Source organism: Lelliottia sp. RD5 (genome assembly GCF_056032945.1).
In genome coordinates, this window is sequence record NZ_JBVYHQ010000001.1 from 1,040,825 (window position 1) to 1,058,692 (window position 17,868).

At 54.5% G+C, this 17,868-nt stretch carries 20 protein-coding genes; 4 read left to right on the forward strand and 16 right to left on the reverse strand.

All coding sequences use genetic code 11. The features are described from left to right. Nucleotides 1-37: 37 nt before the first annotated feature. A complete protein-coding gene (locus tag AC0LWE_RS05265; protein ID WP_219346785.1) occupies nucleotides 38-970 on the reverse strand; it encodes a LysR family transcriptional regulator in 933 nt (310 codons plus the stop codon). A gap of 109 nt (nucleotides 971-1,079) precedes the next feature. Between AC0LWE_RS05265 and AC0LWE_RS05270 the strand changes: the two genes are divergently transcribed. Beyond that, on the forward strand, nucleotides 1,080-2,291 hold the full coding sequence (locus tag AC0LWE_RS05270; RefSeq protein WP_219346786.1) for an MFS transporter: 1,212 nt from the start codon (nucleotides 1,080-1,082) through the stop codon (nucleotides 2,289-2,291). Nucleotides 2,292-2,371: 80 nt separating this feature from the next. Here the strand turns inward: AC0LWE_RS05270 and flgL are convergent, their stop codons facing one another. From flgL to flgB, 11 genes are all read right to left on the reverse strand, one after another. Then, nucleotides 2,372-3,325: a flagellar hook-associated protein FlgL gene (flgL, locus tag AC0LWE_RS05275; RefSeq protein ID WP_059178317.1), complete on the reverse strand. Its 954-nt coding sequence runs from the start codon at nucleotides 3,323-3,325 to the stop codon at nucleotides 2,372-2,374. A 14-nt stretch (nucleotides 3,326-3,339) separates the two neighbouring features. Further along, entirely contained in the window at nucleotides 3,340-4,980 is a 1,641-nt protein-coding gene (flgK, locus tag AC0LWE_RS05280; protein WP_219346787.1) for a flagellar hook-associated protein FlgK, read from the reverse strand. A 73-nt stretch (nucleotides 4,981-5,053) separates the two neighbouring features. Beyond that, nucleotides 5,054-6,007, reverse strand: coding sequence for a flagellar assembly peptidoglycan hydrolase FlgJ (gene flgJ / locus AC0LWE_RS05285; protein ID WP_059178319.1), 954 nt, complete (start codon nucleotides 6,005-6,007; stop codon nucleotides 5,054-5,056). Continuing rightward, a complete protein-coding gene (locus AC0LWE_RS05290; protein WP_059178320.1) occupies nucleotides 6,007-7,104 on the reverse strand; it encodes a flagellar basal body P-ring protein FlgI in 1,098 nt (365 codons plus the stop codon). Before AC0LWE_RS05290 ends, flgJ begins: the two co-directional genes overlap by 1 nt. A gap of 12 nt (nucleotides 7,105-7,116) precedes the next feature. After that, nucleotides 7,117-7,815, reverse strand: coding sequence for a flagellar basal body L-ring protein FlgH (flgH, locus tag AC0LWE_RS05295; protein WP_082691909.1), 699 nt, complete (start codon nucleotides 7,813-7,815; stop codon nucleotides 7,117-7,119). A gap of 57 nt (nucleotides 7,816-7,872) precedes the next feature. After that, nucleotides 7,873-8,655, reverse strand: a complete 783-nt coding sequence (flgG, locus tag AC0LWE_RS05300; RefSeq protein WP_064325681.1) for a flagellar basal-body rod protein FlgG — start codon at nucleotides 8,653-8,655, stop codon at nucleotides 7,873-7,875. Nucleotides 8,656-8,666: 11 nt separating this feature from the next. After that, a complete protein-coding gene (locus tag AC0LWE_RS05305) occupies nucleotides 8,667-9,422 on the reverse strand; it encodes a flagellar basal body rod protein FlgF (protein ID WP_131487021.1) in 756 nt (251 codons plus the stop codon). A gap of 20 nt (nucleotides 9,423-9,442) precedes the next feature. Beyond that, nucleotides 9,443-10,657, reverse strand: coding sequence for a flagellar hook protein FlgE (flgE, locus tag AC0LWE_RS05310; protein ID WP_474264977.1), 1,215 nt, complete (start codon nucleotides 10,655-10,657; stop codon nucleotides 9,443-9,445). A 26-nt stretch (nucleotides 10,658-10,683) separates the two neighbouring features. Beyond that, nucleotides 10,684-11,394: a flagellar hook assembly protein FlgD gene (gene flgD / locus AC0LWE_RS05315; RefSeq protein ID WP_059178324.1), complete on the reverse strand. Its 711-nt coding sequence runs from the start codon at nucleotides 11,392-11,394 to the stop codon at nucleotides 10,684-10,686. A gap of 11 nt (nucleotides 11,395-11,405) precedes the next feature. Beyond that, entirely contained in the window at nucleotides 11,406-11,810 is a 405-nt protein-coding gene (gene flgC / locus AC0LWE_RS05320) for a flagellar basal body rod protein FlgC (RefSeq protein ID WP_059178325.1), read from the reverse strand. Nucleotides 11,811-11,813: 3 nt separating this feature from the next. Further along, nucleotides 11,814-12,230, reverse strand: a complete 417-nt coding sequence (gene flgB / locus AC0LWE_RS05325) for a flagellar basal body rod protein FlgB (protein ID WP_059178326.1) — start codon at nucleotides 12,228-12,230, stop codon at nucleotides 11,814-11,816. Between the two features lie 158 nt (nucleotides 12,231-12,388). On the opposite strand from flgB, the gene flgA reads away from it, so the two are divergent. From flgA to flgN, 3 genes are all read left to right on the forward strand, one after another. Beyond that, nucleotides 12,389-13,048, forward strand: coding sequence for a flagellar basal body P-ring formation chaperone FlgA (gene flgA, locus AC0LWE_RS05330; RefSeq protein ID WP_059178327.1), 660 nt, complete (start codon nucleotides 12,389-12,391; stop codon nucleotides 13,046-13,048). 92 nt (nucleotides 13,049-13,140) lie between these two features. Further along, on the forward strand, nucleotides 13,141-13,440 hold the full coding sequence (gene flgM / locus AC0LWE_RS05335; protein ID WP_059178328.1) for a flagellar biosynthesis anti-sigma factor FlgM: 300 nt from the start codon (nucleotides 13,141-13,143) through the stop codon (nucleotides 13,438-13,440). Nucleotides 13,441-13,444: 4 nt separating this feature from the next. Continuing rightward, a complete protein-coding gene (gene flgN / locus AC0LWE_RS05340; protein ID WP_012016980.1) occupies nucleotides 13,445-13,867 on the forward strand; it encodes a flagella biosynthesis chaperone FlgN in 423 nt (140 codons plus the stop codon). A 59-nt stretch (nucleotides 13,868-13,926) separates the two neighbouring features. On the opposite strand, the gene murJ is transcribed toward flgN, so the two are convergent. The 4 genes from murJ to rimJ all read right to left on the reverse strand — a co-directional run bounded on the left by murJ (nucleotide 13,927) and on the right by rimJ (nucleotide 17,754). Next, nucleotides 13,927-15,462 carry a murein biosynthesis integral membrane protein MurJ gene (gene murJ / locus AC0LWE_RS05345; protein ID WP_202666530.1) on the reverse strand — a complete coding sequence of 512 codons (1,536 nt, stop codon included), beginning with the start codon at nucleotides 15,460-15,462 and terminating at the stop codon, nucleotides 13,927-13,929. Nucleotides 15,463-15,583: 121 nt separating this feature from the next. Then, nucleotides 15,584-16,507, reverse strand: coding sequence for a Gfo/Idh/MocA family protein (locus AC0LWE_RS05350; RefSeq protein WP_219346788.1), 924 nt, complete (start codon nucleotides 16,505-16,507; stop codon nucleotides 15,584-15,586). 2 nt (nucleotides 16,508-16,509) lie between these two features. Next, on the reverse strand, nucleotides 16,510-17,160 hold the full coding sequence (locus AC0LWE_RS05355) for a YceH family protein (protein ID WP_202666991.1): 651 nt from the start codon (nucleotides 17,158-17,160) through the stop codon (nucleotides 16,510-16,512). Between the two features lie 9 nt (nucleotides 17,161-17,169). After that, entirely contained in the window at nucleotides 17,170-17,754 is a 585-nt protein-coding gene (gene rimJ, locus AC0LWE_RS05360) for a ribosomal protein S5-alanine N-acetyltransferase (protein ID WP_059178332.1), read from the reverse strand. Nucleotides 17,755-17,868: the final 114 nt, after the last annotated feature.

Consider the following 17,868-nt stretch of genomic DNA (forward strand, 5'->3'; position numbering starts at 1 on the left):
GCCGACCTCAGGGTCGGCTTTTTTATTGCTTAAAATGTTAAGCGAGTGGTTTTCTCATTCCCGCCATTTGCGGCATGATCTCCCGCATCATCTCCAGAAATCGTCTTAATCGCGCCGGGTAATAGCGCGACCACGGATAAACAAGGTGTACCGGCAAAGGTGCAGGTTGCCAGTCAGGTAAAAGATGCACCAGCCTTCCTTCGCGAATATCCTCTTCCACCGTCCAGCTTGATACTGCCGCAATACCCAGTCCCATCAGCGCAGTATTTCGCGCGACATACAGGCTATCAGTGCTCAGACGAGGCGAAATAGCGACGCGTGTCGGCTCCTTTTCCCCTCGTTTGAAGAGCTCAATATGTTGATGATAAAAAGTGCTGAGCGCCACCCACGGCAACGCGCTGAGATCGTCGGGATGCGCTGGCACAGTAAACTGTGCGAGCAGAGCCGGGGACGCAACAACGCTGCGGGGAACTTCGGCGAGCAAGACGGACACCGTGGCAGGATCGACTTCAGCGCCCACGCGAATCGCACAGTCGATATCATCGCTGAGAAAATCTACTGACCTGTCATTGAGTTTCCACTCGATTGATAGCTGCGGATAGCGGGTCAAAAACTGCATTAACGGGGGTAACAGCTGTTCCTGGCCAAACGCATGGGGCGCGCGTACGCGTAAAATCCCCACCGGTTCATCTTCGGCTTGACCCACTTCATCTTCCAGCGCCAGCCAACTGTCGATAACCCGTCGCGCGTGATGGTAGCAGCGCTCACCGTCGTCGGTTAATTTCATCGCGTGGGTGGTACGGAGTAACAGCCGAACGCCAAGCAGCGTTTCCAGGGACTGCAAGCGCCGACTGACGGTCGCCTGCGTGGTATCGAGCTGTCTTGCCGCCGCCGAGAGCGAACCCGACTCCACGATGCGAATAAATGTGCGCATCAGTTCCACTCTATCTATACGCTCAGTTCGTTTCATTTTCTTCATGGTTATACGCTATACGTATAAATGTTTTACCACCCTACTGGCTACCGCCTCAAGCGAGATTGCGGAAAAATAGCCTCATTCCATGAATGAGGTACACCGAATGAACGCAGTCATCGCTACACAGACCCGCCGCTGGACTATTTTTATCCTTGCCATTGGCGCAGGTTTTAGCGTCGCATCAATTTACTATGCCCAACCGCTTCTGCCGCTGATGGGGGCGGATCTCCATCTCAGTATCGCGGGCATGGGGCTGGTCCCCACGTTGACGCAGACGGGTTACGCTCTGGGTATCTTGTTCCTGCTGCCTCTTGGGGATCGACACGATCGCCGCGCGTTAATCCTTTTCAAAAGTGCGGCGCTGGCGCTGTTTCTTCTCGGCTGCAGCCTGACTGAACAGCTTCACTCGTTACTGTTCACCAGCTTGCTGATCGGCATGGCCGCGACCATGGCACAAGATATCGTTCCTGCGGCAGCCATTCTCGCGCCGGAAGGAAAACAGGGCAAAACCGTCGGCACCGTGATGACCGGTTTACTGCTGGGCATTCTCCTGTCTCGTACCGTCAGCGGGGTAGTTGGCGAAGCGTTCGGCTGGCGCGTGATGTATCAGCTGGCGGCAGCAAGCATCGCGATTATCGGCGTTGTGATGTGGGCGGTCCTGCCACGCTTTGCGATTCATTCAACGCTGAGCTATCCGGCATTACTGCGGTCAATGGAACATCTGTGGCGTCGCTATCCTGCCCTGCGTCGTGCCGCGCTGGCGCAAGGATTCCTGTCGATTGCCTTTAGCGCTTTCTGGTCAACACTTGCGGTCATGCTGTTAGATCGCTATCACCTTGGCAGCGCGGTGGCAGGTGGATACGGGATTGCCGGCGCAGCAGGTGCATTGGCGGCGCCATTGGCAGGTGGCCTGGCGGATAGACTCGGTGCAGGTAAAGTGACGCAACTGGGCGCGGCGCTGGTAACGGTATCCTTCGCATTGATGTTTTTGATGCCGGCGCTTGGCACCAGCGGACAGTTAATCTTGATTGCCGTCTCCGCAGTGGGCTTTGATCTCGGTTTGCAGTCAAGCCTGGTTGCGCACCAGAATCTGGTTTACAGTCTCGAACCACAGGCCCGTGGGCGTCTCAATGCCCTGTTGTTCACTGTTATTTTTATCGGTATGGCGCTTGGCTCAGCGTTAGGGAGCAAAGTGTATGCGATGGTAGGCTGGCCCGGCGTGGTGGCGCTGGCAACGGTTTGTGGCGCAATAGCACTGCTGATCCGTCTGATTGAAAGTGCGCGCGTTGTTGCCGTTCAGGTACAAAATCGATAAAAAAAAGCCCAATCCGAAATTCCGGGTTGGGCAGACAAAACATATCCAGTTTCAAGATATGTTCTAAGAGGTCAATTTTGTTATCTGTTCAGCTGGAACAGAGACATTCCCTGCATATCAGTAAACGCCTTATATGAAGCCTGGAGCGCCGCCTGTTGCATGGTGTAAGACGAAATCGCCGCGTTCCAGTCAACATCGACCAGATCGCTCATCTGCTTCGTCTGACCCAGCGCACGATCAACGCCCAATGAATCCAGCGTATCGAGTTCGTTAAGCTTGGTTCCGACATCTGCCACGACAGTCAGCACGTTGTTCTGGGTGTTTTTAATGCCGACAGCAGCGGTGTCCAGCGCCAGTTTCTGCGTAGCTGCAGCAGCTGAATCCGTGTCTACTGGCACCTTCAACGCCGCGATAGCGCTGTCGAGAATTTTAAACATATTCTGTTCACCGTAACCGCCGCCCGGGACTTCTTGCGCGTTGCTGGTGATGCTTTCAAAGATCTGATTACCGGTATGGCTGATCGCCATGGTGCGTGCGGAATCCACTTGCTGCGTAATGGATTCAGTGCCGCCGCTGTACGTTCCCGTTGCGGAGTCGAACGGGGCCGTTTCCGTTTTATAGCCTGCGAAAATGAAGCGGCCGTTACCGTCAGTCGAGTTGGCCAGATTCATCAATTGGTCACGGATACCCTGCAAATCAGACGCCAAAGAAAGACGGTCATCATCGCTCAACGTACCGTTACCGGCATAAACGATTTTTTCCTGCGCGCTGGAGATCGCCGTGTTGACCTGACCGAGCACGTTATCTTCCAGTGAAACTTTCTGTTTCGCAAAGGTACGTCCCAGCTTGTACTGTTCGTTCTGCGATTGCGCCTGAGACAGCACGATGGCCTGCGAGGAGGCAATCGCATCGTCCGAAGGACGGTTAACGCGTTTACCGGTGGACATTTGTTCACCGTAGCTCAGCCACTTGCTCTGGGATTCGGTAATCCCACGCATGTTCTGCTGGTACATCATTTGGGTGCTAATGCGCATTCTTTACCTCGGCCTTAGCGAATATTAATAATGGCGTCGAAAAGGGTGCTGGCCGTTTGCAGAACCTGCGCATTCGCCAGGTAATATTGCTGGAAACGCTGCAAATTGCCGTACTCTTCATCCAGGTTCACGCCAGAAATCGACTGCTGCTGATTGCTGAGCTGCGTCACCACGTTGGCTTTCGTCGCGCTGCTGGTCTTCAGTGAAGCCGTCTGGCTACCGACTGTACTGACCAACGAGGCATAGGCATCGTTAAAGCTTTTATTCCCGCCAACAGACTTGCTGTTTTGCAGCTCAAGCAGTGCCTTACCGTTACGGTTATCACTCTCACCCGCTGTCGCGTCAGACGCCATCGCCAGTTTGGATTCATCTTTGATCAGAAGTTCCATGTTGACGATCGTGTCGACGACCGGCTTAACCACAAAACTGTCTTTATTAGCCGCTGCACCACTCACGTTAATTTTAACGCCATCAAACGTCATATCCCCGCTACCATCTGGCGTTGCGGTGAACGTGGTTTTGTCTGACAGGCGCGTCACGGTCCAGTTGGAACCGTTGTATTCCAGTTTGTAATCTGTCGCCTGAACTTTTGAGCTGTCATCAATGGTGGCCGTAACGGCCGCACTGCCGGTGTTTTTGGCATTTTCCATGACGGCCGGCGTGCCGAAATTGAACAGTTTGCCGCCTGCATCCTGATTGGCATCAAAACCTTTCTCATGCTGCTGGTTCATGGCATCGGCAAACGCAAGCGCCATCTGGTTAAGGTTATTACGCGTCTTATCCAGATCTTCATTACGGAACGTAATCAAGCCACCCAAATAGCCGGTATTCAGCACTTTATCCGGGATCTCAACATTACCCGCTGAGGCATCCACATACGCCACGGTCATGCGTGAAGGATCGGCACTTGATGGAACAGCCGCCAGCTTATTGGCCGCACTGCCCTGCACCAGGGTGTAGCCGTTACCGAATGAAACGTTGTACGTGCCACTGTCCTGTACCGCGACTTCGACACCCACAATCTGATTCAGCTCGCTGACCAACTGGTCGCGCTGATCGAGCAGGTTATTAGGGGAAGCCCCTGCACCCACACCGGTCAGACGTGAAATCTGGTCGTTGAGGTTAGCAATCTGCGTCGCATAGGAGTTGATCTGGTCAACGCTTGTCGCAATGGCAGTGTTAACCTGCTTATCCTGGTCGCGCAGGTACTGATCGGTCACCTTAAACTGATTGACCAGACCATCGGCTTTTCCAAGCACAGTCTGACGCGCAGCGGGATCTTCTGCGTTACTGACCAGCGTTTGCAGGCTAGTAAAGAAGCTCTGCAACGTTGCAGAAAGGGAATTCGTGGTATCAGACAGCACGTCGTCAATTTTTGACATCTGCTGATAGCGCGTGGTCAACCCGCTGCTTTGGTTCTGCGCAGCGCGCAGCTGATTGGTGATGAACGCATCGTATTCACGCTGTACGCCATTAACGTACACGCCATTACCGACCCAACCGCCGCCCGTCAACGTACTGTTTGCTGCACCCAGCACGGTGGTCTGACGGGTATAACCTGCCACGTTATAGCTGGAAATGTTATTACTGACCGTATTCAGTGAAGCCTGAGCCGCACTGAGGCCACTCATAGCGCTGTTAATCAAACTGGACATTGAGGTTCCTTTTAAACTTTCAGACACGGGTCCTGATAAGGATTATCGACAGCCGTAGCACAAACTTGAGTCTTTAGAATAAATTTTCGAGATCGTTGCTATAGGCTTTGCTGACTTTCTCGCCCATCGATTTAAGCTGTTGAATCATGTTCGTCAGTTTATGGGCATATTGCGGATCGGTGGCATAGCCCGCATTTTGCAATGCCTGCGCGCCCTGCTCTGCCGTCGCAGCATTGGTGACGGCCGCATAGCGCGGATTTCGGCTCAACATGCCCACATAATCTGATAACGCTTCGAGATAAGAGCTGTAGACGCGGAATTTGGCTTTGACCTTCACTGCCGCGCCATTTTCATATTCTGTCGTCGTGATTTCTGTCGTTGGACCTTTCCAGCCAGAGGAGGCTTTAACACCAAAAATGTTAAAGCTCGGCTCGCCATTTTCACGGCGAATTTGTCGCTGACCCCACCCGGATTCCAGCGCTGCCTGCGCCAGAATCAGGTGATGTGGAACCCCACTCTGTTCGCTGGCCAGGCGCGCTGGCAGCGAAAGTTGGGCGAGGAAATCTTTACTGTCGCCGGAAAGCGCCTCATCGTTACTTTCTGCAGGCTTAGGCATCGCCTTACGCACCATCTGCGTAAGCGCCTGATTCTGATAGGTCGTCACCGTTTCCAGATCGAACTTCATCGGAACCTGCTGCGTCTGCTCTTCGGGTTGAATCCCCTGAGCCGCCTGCATCTGTTTCACAATCATATCGGCGAGGCCAAGCCCCTTGCCGGACGTCATTTGCTGAGCAACCTGCTGGTCATACATGCTGGTGTAGAGGCGTGTCGAATCGCTGCTGAACATCCCGTCTTTCGGTAACGTTTCACGCATGCTTTTCAACATCATCTGCACAAACATCCCTTCCACCTGGCGGGCAACCGGGCGGAGGTTAGCCGCCTGGTCTTGTCCTGCTTTGGTTTTCAGTTCGTTGAGGGACTGGGCATCCCAGGCCGCACTTGCCATCAGTTTGCTATCGCTCAGCATTAGATGATTTCCAGTTTGGCGCGCAGACAGCCCGCACTTTGCATGGACTGCAAAATCGACATCAAATCCATCGGTGTAGCACCCAACGCATTCAAGGCACGCACGACGTTGTTCAGGTTGGCGCTCGAACGCACGGTTTGCAGTGAACCGCCGCTCTGGCGCATATCAATCTGCGTTTGTGGCGTCACAACCGTTTGTCCACCGCCAAACGGCGTATCCGGCTGGCTGACTTGCGCCGAGCGGTTCACGCTGATCGACAGGTTACCCTGTGCGACGGCACAGCTATCCAGCGTCACTTCTCGGTTCATCACCACCGACCCCGTACGCGAGTTGATGATCACTTTGGCATCCTGAAGCGGAACGTTGACTTCCATATTCTGGATATCCGCCAGCATACGCACCTGATTGCTGCTGCCGCTGGAGGTGCGGATCTGCACGGTACGCGCATCCAGCGCAGTCGCGCTACCGTAGCCACGGCTGCGGTTGATGGTGTCGGCAATCTGCTGCGCCATCGTGAAGTCTTCATTATTCAGTTGAAGATTGATGGTGTCGCCTGCGCCAAACTGGGTCGGCAGTTCACGCTCGATAATTGCACCGTTCGTAATACGACCGCCGTTCAACTGGTTTACCTGCACGCTGCTTCCGCCTGCTGATGCCCCCGCACCGCCGACAAGAATGTTACCCTGCGCCAGCGCATAAACCTGGCTATCCACCCCTTTCAGAGGGGTCATCAGCAGCGTCCCGCCGCGCAGGCTTTTTGCGTTACCCATCGAGGAAACCACCACATCAATGGTTTGACCCTGTCGGGCAAACGCCGGGTAAGAGGCGGTGATCATGACCGCCGCCACGTTTTTCAGCTGCATGTTCGTCCCTGTCGGTACCGTAATACCGAGCTGGGAAAGCATGTTATTCAAACTTTGCGTGGTGAAAGGCGTCTGGGTGGTCTGGTCGCCCGTGCCGTCCAGGCCGACGACCAGGCCATAGCCGATCAGTGAGTTTGCTCGTACGCCCTGTACACTGGTGAGATCGCGAATGCGGTCGGCCTGGGCGAACGTCGCCACCAGCACCAACACCATTCCGAAAAGGGATTTAAACATAGGTCACCTTGCTTACATCGGCGATAAATTAAGGAAGAAACGTTGCAGCCAGCCCATATTCTGCGCTTCATTGATATAGCCGTTACCGACGTACTCAATACGCGCATCCGCCACCTGAGTGGACGGCACGGTGTTGCTGCCACTGATGGTGCGAGGGTTAACCACACCGGAGAAGCGAATGAACTCAGTGCCCTGATTGATGGCGATCTGTTTTTCACCCACAACATGTAAATTGCCGTTAGCCAGAACCTGGTCAACTGTTACAGTCAGCGTCCCGCTGAAGGTATTGCTGGCGTTTGCGCCACCTTTACCATTAAAGCTGTTGCCGCCAGATGCTTCGACATCGGCGCGTTCATTGCCAAACAGGCCCTGCAGATAGCGTGGAACGGTATCAAAGCCAAAATTGGTTTTTCCATCTCGGCTGGCGTTCGCCGAAGAGCTTTTGCTCGCACTGACGTTTTCCTGCAGCTGGATGGTCAACGTATCGCCAATGTTACGTGGGCGGCGGTCTTCAAACAGCGGCTGGTAGCCATAGTTGATAGGCTGTGCGGTCTGGAAAATAGAACCATTCACCACAGGCGTAGGGCCTGGGATCGGTTGGGCGGTAGTCGCACCCTGCACCAATGGTTTGGACGGGATCAAGGCGCAACCGCTGAGGGTTACGGCCAGAACAGTCACTATTGGATAACGAAACACCGCGTTTTTTTGCATTACCTTCATCTTCGAAAACAGGGGTCCGATGCAGCATTTACCGCACCGGACGACCCCTTAGAGTTGCGTCAGTTTTTGCAGCATCTGGTCGGTCGTCGACACTGCTTTACTGTTAATTTCATACGCGCGTTGAACCTGGATCATATTCACCAGCTCTTCCGCCACGTTGACGTTAGACGTTTCTACATAACCCTGATACAGCAAACCTGAGCCGTTCAGGCCAGGCGTACTTTCGTTAGGTGCACCCGAGGACTGGGTTTCCGTGTAGAGGTTTTCACCAATGCTTTCCAGACCGGTGTCGTTCATAAAGGTCGTCAGGTTAAGCTGTCCAACCTGAACAGGCGCTGCCTGCCCCTGTTGCGTCACGCTCACCACGCCATCACGTCCGATGGTAATGCTCAGGGCGTTAGCCGGAATGGTAATCGCAGGCTGAACCTGGAAACCACCCGCCGTCACCAGCTGACCATTCTGATCCACCTGGAACGAACCGTCGCGCGTATACGCTGAGGTACCATCAGGTAACTGCACCTGGAAGAACCCCTGGCCTTTAATGGCGACGTCTTTGCTGTTGTTGGTCTGAGACAGGTTACCCTGGCTGTGCAGACGCTCGGTCGCAACCGGACGCACACCCGTACCAATCTGCAGGCCTGACGGCAGCGTTGTCTGCTCAGACGACTGCGCGCCCGGCTGACGAATGGTTTGATAAAGCAAATCTTCGAACACGGCACGCTGACGCTTGAAACCATTGGTGCTGACGTTCGCCAGGTTGTTGGCGATGACATCCATGTTGGTTTGCTGTGCGTCAAGACCCGTTTTCGCGATCCATAAAGAGCTGATCATAAGAAATCCTGTTAACTCATAGACAGCAGTTGGTTAGCACGTCCGGCGTTTTCATCGACGCTGGTGATAACCTTCATTTGCATTTCGAAACGACGCGCGCTGGCAATCATATCGGTCATGGCGGCAACCGGTTTAACGTTACTGCCTTCCAGTACGCCGGACATCACGCGGATGCTCGGATCGGGCTGCAACGTCGCACCCCGCGTAGCCAGTGCCGAAGCGCTGGTACGGAACAGACCGTCATCACCGCGCGTCACTTCATTGCCTTCGGCTTTCACCAGCTTCAGTTTGCCAACCGGCGCCACGGTATTCGCTGGATCGCCCGGGTTCAGGGCCGAAATGGTCCCGTCCGCCGCGATGGTGATTTCCGAACCTTCCGGCACCGTCAGTGGACCCGCTTCGCCAATCACCGGGTGACCCTGAATCGTCAACTGACCGGCAGAATCGACCTGGATATTACCGTTACGGGTATAACCTTCCGTACCGTCAGCCGCTTGCACCGCCAGCCAACCATCCTGCTGAAGCGCCACGTCCAGCGGACGTGAGGTGTAATCCATTTGGCCAGGCGTCATATCGGCACCCGGCGTAGAGGCGATAACCAGCGTACGCGTCGGCAGCGTCAGCCCTTCGACCGGTACCGCGCGCATTGCATTAAGCTGCGCTCGGAATCCCGGCGTGGAGGCGTTCGCCAGGTTACTGGCGGTCACAGCCTGCTGATTCAGCGTCTGACTGGCTGCGCCCATCGCGGTATATATTGCGTGATCCATTACATCATCCCGTTAGACGATTAACGCAGGTTAACCAGCGTGTTGAGGATCTGATCCTGGGTTTTGATGGTCTGCGCGTTCGACTGGTAGTTACGCTGCGCAACAATCATGTTCACCAGTTCTTTACTCAGATCCACGTTTGACGCTTCCAGTGCACCGTTGGTCAATGAACCAAAGTTACCGGTTCCTGCTGTACCCAGCAGCGCAACGCCGGAAGACTGCGTTGCCGTCCACACGTTATCACCTTCGGATTTCAGGCCTTCGTTGTTGGCGAAGTTTGCCAGCACGATCTGACCCAGAACCTGATTCTGCTCGTTAGAGTAGTTACCCATAACGGTGCCATCATCGTTAATCTGGTAGCTCACCAGGTCACCCGGCTTGTAGCCGTTCTGGTTAGTTGCCACGATGTTGTTCGCACCGGTGTTCTGCTGCATGGAGTTAGCAAAACTCAGGGCAAATGTCGCAGGCGTTGCACCAGGGATAGTCGCCGTTGTGACGTTAACCTGACCGCCCGTGTCCAAAACACCGCTGGCGGTGAAGGTCAGCGTCGTTGCCAGCGTTGCTGCACTACCCGGCACGCTCGCATCCTGGGAGTAGACATCCCAGGTGTTCGCGGCGGTGTCTTTGACGTAGAACAGATTCATGTTGTGTGCATTACCCTGGCTGTCATAGACAGTCACGGTGCCTTTCTTGTTGTAAGAATCTGGGTCAGAGGTATCTGCAACATTAAATGGCTTTGTCGGCGCGGTATCCGTTGAGTTCAGGTTGATCTGCTGTGATGCGGTGTCGGTAGGCTTCGCCGCCATCAGCGTATTCGGGATAGAAATCGCCTGCGGGTTTGCGCCGGTCTGGATGGTCGGTGGCGTACCTGCAACCGGATACCCCGTCAGCTGCAGGCCCTGCATGTTGACGATGTTACGGTTTTCGTCCAGCTTGAACTGGCCGTTACGACTGTAAAAAACTGAACCGTTGGCATCAACCATACGGAAGAAACCGTTCTGGCTGATGGCAACGTCCAGTCCACGACCGGTGTTGGTCGTTGTGCCGTCGTTAAAGTCCTGGGTGATACCAGCAACTTTTACACCTAAACCGACTTTGGAACCGGCGAACATATCTGCGAAAGACGCAGTACCGGATTTGAAACCATAGGTCGCGGAGTTGGCAATGTTGTTACCAATGACGTCCAGGTTGGTGGCGGCGGCATTCAGGCCGCTGACCGCTTGTGAAAAGGCCATGAGTTACTCCTGATAAGTATTAAGGCTTAAATAATCTGCCGAACTTCGTCGAGCGTGGTGGTACCAGAAGTACCCAAATCCAGTTTGTTGCCGTCACTGCCGCGCGTCACGCCCTGAACCAGTGCGAACTTAAGCGGCTGAGCCACCAGCTGATTCGGACCACTGCTGGCAGAAATGGCAACGCTATAAGAACCGTTTGGTGCGGTAGTGCCGTCCGTCATCGAGCCATCCCAGCTAAAGGTATGGACGCCTGCTTTCAGCTCACCGATATCGATAGTGCGTACAACGACGCCATCTTTATTGGTGATTGTGGCGGTGACTTTGTCGGCGGCTTGCTGCAACTCAACGCCAAACGGCGTTGTGGTGGTCGTACTGTTGCCTTCGGTGGTGCTGGTCCCAGCCAGGATGGTCGTCCCTGGGATCATCACACCGTGGCCAATCAGGTTACTGGCTTGCAGTGACTGGCTATCATTAAGTTGACCCGAAACGGAGCCGAGCGTGGTGTTCAGCTTCTCGATACCACTCACGGTACTGATCTGCGCAAGCTGCGTGGTCAGTTCGTTGTTTTGCATCGGGTTGGTCGGGTCCTGGTTTTTCAACTGCGCAACCAGCAGCGTTAAAAAGCTACCCTGTAGATCGGATGCGCTATTACCCGTCAGGGATTTAGAACCGCTGGTACTGCTGGTGCCTGTGACGCCGGAGTTAGTCGGGTCATTCACGTTGACGGCGATGGACATGCGTGTCTCCTTTACTGGCCGAGAGTGAGCGTTTTGAGCATCATGCTCTTGACGGTATTGAGCACTTCAACGTTCGCCTGATAGCTACGGGAAGCGGACATGGTGTTCACCATCTCACCGACTACGTCGACGTTTGGCATTTTGACGTAACCGTTCGCATCCGCCAGCGGATTGCCCGGCTCATACACCAGTTTGTCAGGTGCCTGGCTCTCAACCACACTGGAGACTTTCACGCCGCCCGTTGCCGCGCCCGGCGCAGCATCGACCTGAAAGACAACCTGTTTGGCACGATAAGGCTGGCCGTCTGGTCCGGTCACGCTGTCGGCGTTCGCCATGTTACTGGCGGCAACGTTCAGACGCTGGGACTGGGCGGTCAACGCCGAACCGGCGATATCAAAAATGTTCAGTAAGGCCATGAATTAGTTGCCTCCCTGCAGAACGCTCTGCATGCTTCTAATCTGTCCACCGAGAACGGTCAGGCCCGTCTGATATTTCAGGCTGTTATCGGCAAACTGCGTGCGCTCCCGGTCCATATCAACGGTGTTACCGTCAAGGGATGGCTGATCGGGAATGCGGTAAAGTAAATCGGCAGACGGTGCCGTCATTGCCTGAGCGGGGATATGACGCGAAGACGTCAATGCCAGGGCAACACCGGTCCCTTCCGCGCGGCCACGCTCCATCACTTTTTTAAGCTCACTGGAAAAATCCATATCGCGCGCCTGATACCCTGGGGTATCCGCGTTCGCGATGTTGCTGGCCAACACTTCTTGCCGCTGAGCGCGCAGGTTGAGCGCTTCCTGTTGAAAACGTAACGAGGCGTCAAGTTTATCGAGCATATCTTCTCCGCTGATGGCGAAATTTCAGCATGTAGCTTAAAACTCAACCCGTACACCTTATCGACGGAATACACGCAAAATGCGTCGCTATTTGTCGCGTTGAAGAAAAAGCCTAAGGGGTAGAATCGTCTCAAATCCAGGAACCGCGGGAATGTGTGATGCTGTCGTTCAAAAGTGGCTTAGCCGCTACCCTTTTACTGTTAAGTCCTCTGACGCAGGCTCAGGATCTGAATGCCCAGCTGACGGCTTTTTTTGCCCAGCGTCTGGCAGGCTTTAGTGATGAGGTGACGGTGACCGTCCGTACGCAGCCCAATCTCCTGCCCACCTGCGATCAACCTGCACTCAGCATCAGCGGCAACACAAAACTGTGGGGCAATGTGAACGTGCTGGCGCGCTGCAACAACGAAAAGCGCTTTTTACAGGTGAATGTACAAGCGACGGGCAACTATGTTGTCGCCGCCCAGCCCATTGCCCGCGGTAGCGTGTTGCAAACGACCAGCGTGGAATTAAAGCGCGGCCGGCTGGATCAGCTCCCACCGCGCACTATGCTTGATATTAATCAGGCGCAAGATTCCGTGAGCCTGCGCGATTTAGCGCCAGGACAAGCGATACAACTGTCGATGCTTCGTCAGGCCTGGCGCGTAAAAGCAGGACAACGCGTCATGGTGATCGCTAACGGAGACGGATTTAGTGTGAACAGCGAAGGTCAGGCGCTGAACAACGCCGCCGTCGCCCAAAATGCGCGCGTAAGGATGTCCTCAGGTCAGGTGGTGAGCGGAACCGTCGGATCTGATGGGATTATTCTGATTAACCTATAATCTTTTTAAAGGTTTCACGGCACCTGCCGATAAATAATTAACAAATGATAATGTCAGGCGCCAACGCCGCGAACCTCTATGAGGACAACACTATGAGCATTGATCGTACATCGCCCCTGAAACCGGTTAGCACTGTACAACCTCGTGAAACGAATGACGCGCCAGTGCTGAAACCACGCGCAGAAAAATCGTCCACGGCGAACAGCACCAGCGCCAGCGTCACCCTCAGTGATGGGCAGTCTAAACTGATGCAGCCTGCAACAAATGATATCAACGTCGAACGTGTCGAAGCGCTGAAAGCGGCTATTCGTAACGGCGAATTGAAGATGGACACCAGCAAAATTGCTGATGCATTGCTTCAGGAAACGCAGAGCTTCTTACAGAGTAAATAACCGTATGAGTCGACTGTCAGAAATATTGGATCAGATGACGGTAGTCCTGAACGATCTGAAGACGGTAATGGATGCCGAACAGCAGCAGCTGTCCATGGGACATTTTACCGGTAGCGCTTTGCAGCGTATTACTGAAGATAAAAGCTCGCTGTTGGCAACCCTGGATTACCTGGAACAACAGCGTCGTGCGGAGCAAGACCCGCGACGTAGCGCGAATGATGATATCGCTGAGCGCTGGCAGACTATTACTGAGAAAACTCAGCACCTTCGCGATCTCAACCAGCATAACGGTTGGTTGTTAGAGGGGCAGATTGAACGCAATCAGCAGGCGCTTGAGGTGTTAAAACCTCATCAGGAGCCTGGACTGTATGGCGCTAATGGCCAGACGGCCAGCTCGCGCGGCGGCGGTAAGAAGATTTCGATTTAATCGCGATAGCGATTAGACAGACGACGGGGAGCACCAGCAGGTGACTCCCCTTTCGTGGTTTATACCGTTCGGCGGGCGAACTCTTTCACTTTAAAACCGAGTACCGCCAGCGTGGCGAAATAGGCCACGATCCCCACCACGACCACCGCCATCAGGCGCAGCAGACGATACAGCATAGTGCCGTTTGACCAGTCAGGCATTACGTACATCATCCCCACCAGCGCACCAGCCATCACCAGAACCGCAATCACCAGACGAATCAGGAAGCGCATCCAGCCCGGCTGCGGCGTGAAGATGTTTTGCTTACGCAATTGCCAGTACAGCAAACCGGCGTTCAGGCATGCTCCAAGACCGATCGACAGCGACAAACCGGCGTGTTTCAGCGGACCAATAAAGATCAGGTTCATCACCTGAGTCAGGATCAGCGTCACGATGGCGATTTTGACCGGCGTTTTAATGTCCTGACGGGAATAGAAGCCCGGTGCCAACACCTTTACAACGATCAACCCCATCAGGCCCACGGAATACGCCACTAAGGCGCGCTGGGTCATCAGGGCATCAAACGCGCTGAATTTCCCGTACTGGAACAGCGACACCGTCAGCGGTTTTGCCAGAATCCCCAGCGCGACCGCACTTGGCAACGCCAACAAAAAGCACAGGCGCAAACCCCAGTCCATCAGGCGGCAATACTCATCATGATTTCCGCTGGCAAAGCTCCGCGACAGAGACGGGAGCAAAATGGTTCCCAACGCCACGCCCAGCACGCCAGACGGAAACTCCATCAGTCGGTCAGCGTAATACATCCATGACACTGAACCCGACACCAGGAATGAGGCAAAAATGGTGTTGATAATCAGGGAAATCTGGCTGACAGAAACGCCGAGAATCGCCGGTCCCATCTGCTTAATCACGCGCATCGCGCCCGCATCGCGGAAATTAATACGCGGCAGCACCAGCATGCCGATTTTTTTCAGATGCGGGAGTTGATAAGCCAGCTGAAGCACGCCACCGACGGTGACTGCCCACGCCAGGGCCAGCACGGGAGGGTTAAAGTGAGGAGCGGCAAACAGGGCAAAACCAATCATGCTGACGTTCAAAAAGGTCGGGGCAAACGCCGGGACCGAGAATCGGTTCCAGGTGTTGAGGATCGCTCCCACCAGCGAGGCCAGTGAAATCAGCAAAATATAAGGAAAGGTGATGCGCAGAAGTTGCGTCGTCAGGGCAAATTTATCCGCCGTGTCGGCAAAGCCCGGTGCCGTCACCATAATGACCCACGGGGCCGCCAGCATCCCAACAACCGTTACGATCGCCAGCGCCAGCGTCAGCAAGCCCGAAACATAGGAGACAAACACGCGGGTGGCGTCTTCACCCTGCTTGCTTTTGTATTCTGCCAGGATCGGGACAAACGCCTGGGAAAATGCGCCTTCTGCGAAAATACGGCGCAGAAGATTGGGTAATTTGAATGCCACAAAAAAGGCGTCGGTTGCCATGCCTGCACCAAAGACCCTTGCCACAATCGCGTCACGGGCAAAACCCAGCACGCGAGAAAACATGGTCATCGAGCTGACGGCCGCCAGCGATTTTAATAAGTTCATTAACGTGAATTTCCACTACCACACGGCAAAACGCCTGCAATGCAGGCGTTAAAAGAAGCGCTTAGTCTACCCGTATTTATGCGAATTACTATCCGCAGATGCGACGGGGATTAAACCGTTTTCATTCGGTCATCGCCTCGCGCCAGAGCTTTTCAATGATGCGCTGGGCCATGATCGCCTGTTCACCCGACGTTTCAGGAACCGTCTGATTTTGTACGCACTCAATGAAATGACGCGCGCATCCGGCAAAGCCGCGCTGCTCGAGCGTACTTTGCCAGCTGGCTATCGGACGGGTCAGCACGCCGCTGCCCTTTTCTTCACACCATTCCCGCATATCGGTGATGTCATATAACGCGCCATCGGTCACGGCCTGTACCGATTCGCGCTGGCTTCCCGCGCGACGGTGCATGCTGGTCGTCACCTGCACATGGTCCACAGAAAAATGGTGTTCGGCATACACCATCTCCCCTTGATCGTTGGTTTGCAGCGTACCGCTGTTGAGTTGAGCGTTACCGCCGGCCAGCCACAGCGCGGTGTCGATCACATGCAGATAGTCGTCCAGCAGCGTAAAGCGCAAATCGTTCGGGCCAATACTGTCGGTGCGATGCTTATCCATACGCAGCGACGCCGCGCTGCCCAACTGGGCTTTTAAATCCTGATAGACCGGCGAGAAGCGACGATTAAACCCGACCATGAGCGTCAGGTTTTTACGCGCAGCCAGCTCAATCAGCCGCTCTGCATCCGACACGTTTTCCGCCAGCGGCTTATCGACGCAGACATGAACGCCGGCGTTTAAGAGTGCAGTCACGACCTGATAATGCGTTGCCGTGGAGGTGTGGACAAACACCGCATCGCACTCGCGCGCCAGATCGAGCAGAGAAACGGCGTAAGGCATCCGCCAGGTTTCACATATTTGCAGTGCTTTCGCCCGCGTGGGAGACCATGCTCGCGCCAGCGTCCAGTCAGATGCGGCACCCAGAACGGGTAGCCAGGCTTTTTGCGCGATACCACCCAGCCCGACAACACCAATGCGTAGTTTCGTCACGGTTATTCTCCTAAATGTGCCAGCAAGGAATCCAGGCGCTGCTTCAGCTCCGCCACCTCCATTTCGAGCGCGTCAACGCGGGCTGTCAGCGATTCGTCATCGGCGGGCGCCACAGCCTCCACCACGTTGAACAGCGTTTCAACATCCCCACTAAACAAATGCATAAAGCGGCTTTCACGTTTACCCGGTTCTCGTGGCAGACGCATGACAAAGGGGCCGTCTTCACGGGTAGAGAGATTCTCCAGCGTGTTCTCCACTTCCTGCATATCGCTGAATTCATGCATTCTCGAGGCGCGAGAGCGCAGTTCTCCCGGCGTTTGCGCGCCGCGCAGCAGTAACGTTGTGACGATCGCGACCTCGGCGGAGGTGAACTTGAGGTCGCCAAACTCGGAATTGCAAAAACGCTGCTCATATTTGGTGACGCGATTGCCGAATCCGCTGACGGTACGCAGATAATGGCGTTTTACCAGCGCATCCAGATGATCCTGAACATCGTGTTCGCTAAGGCTAAGCACCGGTTCGCGGTTGGATTTTTGGTTACAGGCCAGGGTGACAGCATTTACCGACAGCGGATATTGCTCCGGCGTCGTCACCTGTTTTTCCAGCAGACAGCCAATGACGCGCGCTTCCGTGGCGGTTAACTGATATTTCATCTTTTATCCTTATCGACCTGCGGTCCAGTCTTTGGTGGTTAACGCCGTCAGCACGTGGTCACGCCACTCGCCGTCGATCAGCAAATACGATTTTGCATAGCCTTCTTTTTCAAATCCCAGACGCGCCAGCAGATCGCCGCTGCGCTGATTGTGCGGCATGTAATTGGCCATGATGCGATGGATATGCTGCGTCCGCTGCATGTAGCGAATGGCAGAGGTGAGCGCTTCAAACATCAGTCCCTGCCCTTGCCATTTTTGACCAATGGAGTAGCCGAGATAACAGGCGTGAAACGATCCGCGCACCACGTTAGAAAAATTGGCGATCCCGATGATTTCTTTTTCTTCAGGGTCTAGTAATGCGAAATAAAAAGCCGTTCCCTGCTTATGAAACTCGGCAATCATATTCAGTCGCGCCTGCCAGCCAGAAGGAAAGCAGTGACTTTCATCCCTTACGGGTTCCCAGGGTTTTAAAAACTGGCGATTTTCGGCGTAATAATCCGCCAGACGCCAGGCATCACGTTCATGCACCAGACGAACGACCAGTCTGTCTGTTGTCAGGCGCACTTTTGGCACGTTACTGCGATAGCCAAACATCGATACCACTCCTTCCCGTCACATCAACCCTATTACCCGTTAGCTTTACTATACCTGCGCCTGTGCCTTCTGTGAAAACAGTGACATACCATTTTTCGTTGAATTCACAAAATT

Excerpts from the sequence above, each read along its gene's own strand:
- flgH (WP_082691909.1), bottom strand. The coding sequence starts at position 7,815 with ATGCAAAAAAACGCGGTGTTTCGTTATCCAATAGTGACTGTTCTGGCC.
- flgJ (WP_059178319.1), bottom strand. The coding sequence starts at position 6,007 with ATGCTGAGCGATAGCAAACTGATGGCAAGTGCGGCCTGGGATGCCCAG.
- flgA (WP_059178327.1), top strand. The coding sequence starts at position 12,389 with ATGCTGTCGTTCAAAAGTGGCTTAGCCGCTACCCTTTTACTGTTAAGT.
- AC0LWE_RS05290 (WP_059178320.1), bottom strand. The coding sequence starts at position 7,104 with ATGTTTAAATCCCTTTTCGGAATGGTGTTGGTGCTGGTGGCGACGTTC.
- flgN (WP_012016980.1), top strand. The coding sequence starts at position 13,445 with ATGAGTCGACTGTCAGAAATATTGGATCAGATGACGGTAGTCCTGAAC.
- flgL (WP_059178317.1), bottom strand. The coding sequence starts at position 3,325 with ATGCGCATTAGCACCCAAATGATGTACCAGCAGAACATGCGTGGGATT.
- flgM (WP_059178328.1), top strand. The coding sequence starts at position 13,141 with ATGAGCATTGATCGTACATCGCCCCTGAAACCGGTTAGCACTGTACAA.
- AC0LWE_RS05265 (WP_219346785.1), bottom strand. The coding sequence starts at position 970 with ATGAAACGAACTGAGCGTATAGATAGAGTGGAACTGATGCGCACATTT.
- flgB (WP_059178326.1), bottom strand. The coding sequence starts at position 12,230 with ATGCTCGATAAACTTGACGCCTCGTTACGTTTTCAACAGGAAGCGCTC.
- flgK (WP_219346787.1), bottom strand. The coding sequence starts at position 4,980 with ATGTCCAGTTTGATTAACAGCGCTATGAGTGGCCTCAGTGCGGCTCAG.
- AC0LWE_RS05355 (WP_202666991.1), bottom strand. The coding sequence starts at position 17,160 with ATGAAATATCAGTTAACCGCCACGGAAGCGCGCGTCATTGGCTGTCTG.
- flgD (WP_059178324.1), bottom strand. The coding sequence starts at position 11,394 with ATGTCCATCGCCGTCAACGTGAATGACCCGACTAACTCCGGCGTCACA.
- flgE (WP_474264977.1), bottom strand. The coding sequence starts at position 10,657 with ATGGCCTTTTCACAAGCGGTCAGCGGCCTGAATGCCGCCGCCACCAAC.
- rimJ (WP_059178332.1), bottom strand. The coding sequence starts at position 17,754 with ATGTTTGGCTATCGCAGTAACGTGCCAAAAGTGCGCCTGACAACAGAC.
- murJ (WP_202666530.1), bottom strand. The coding sequence starts at position 15,462 with ATGAACTTATTAAAATCGCTGGCGGCCGTCAGCTCGATGACCATGTTT.
- AC0LWE_RS05270 (WP_219346786.1), top strand. The coding sequence starts at position 1,080 with ATGAACGCAGTCATCGCTACACAGACCCGCCGCTGGACTATTTTTATC.
- AC0LWE_RS05305 (WP_131487021.1), bottom strand. The coding sequence starts at position 9,422 with ATGGATCACGCAATATATACCGCGATGGGCGCAGCCAGTCAGACGCTG.
- flgC (WP_059178325.1), bottom strand. The coding sequence starts at position 11,810 with ATGGCCTTACTGAACATTTTTGATATCGCCGGTTCGGCGTTGACCGCC.
- flgG (WP_064325681.1), bottom strand. The coding sequence starts at position 8,655 with ATGATCAGCTCTTTATGGATCGCGAAAACGGGTCTTGACGCACAGCAA.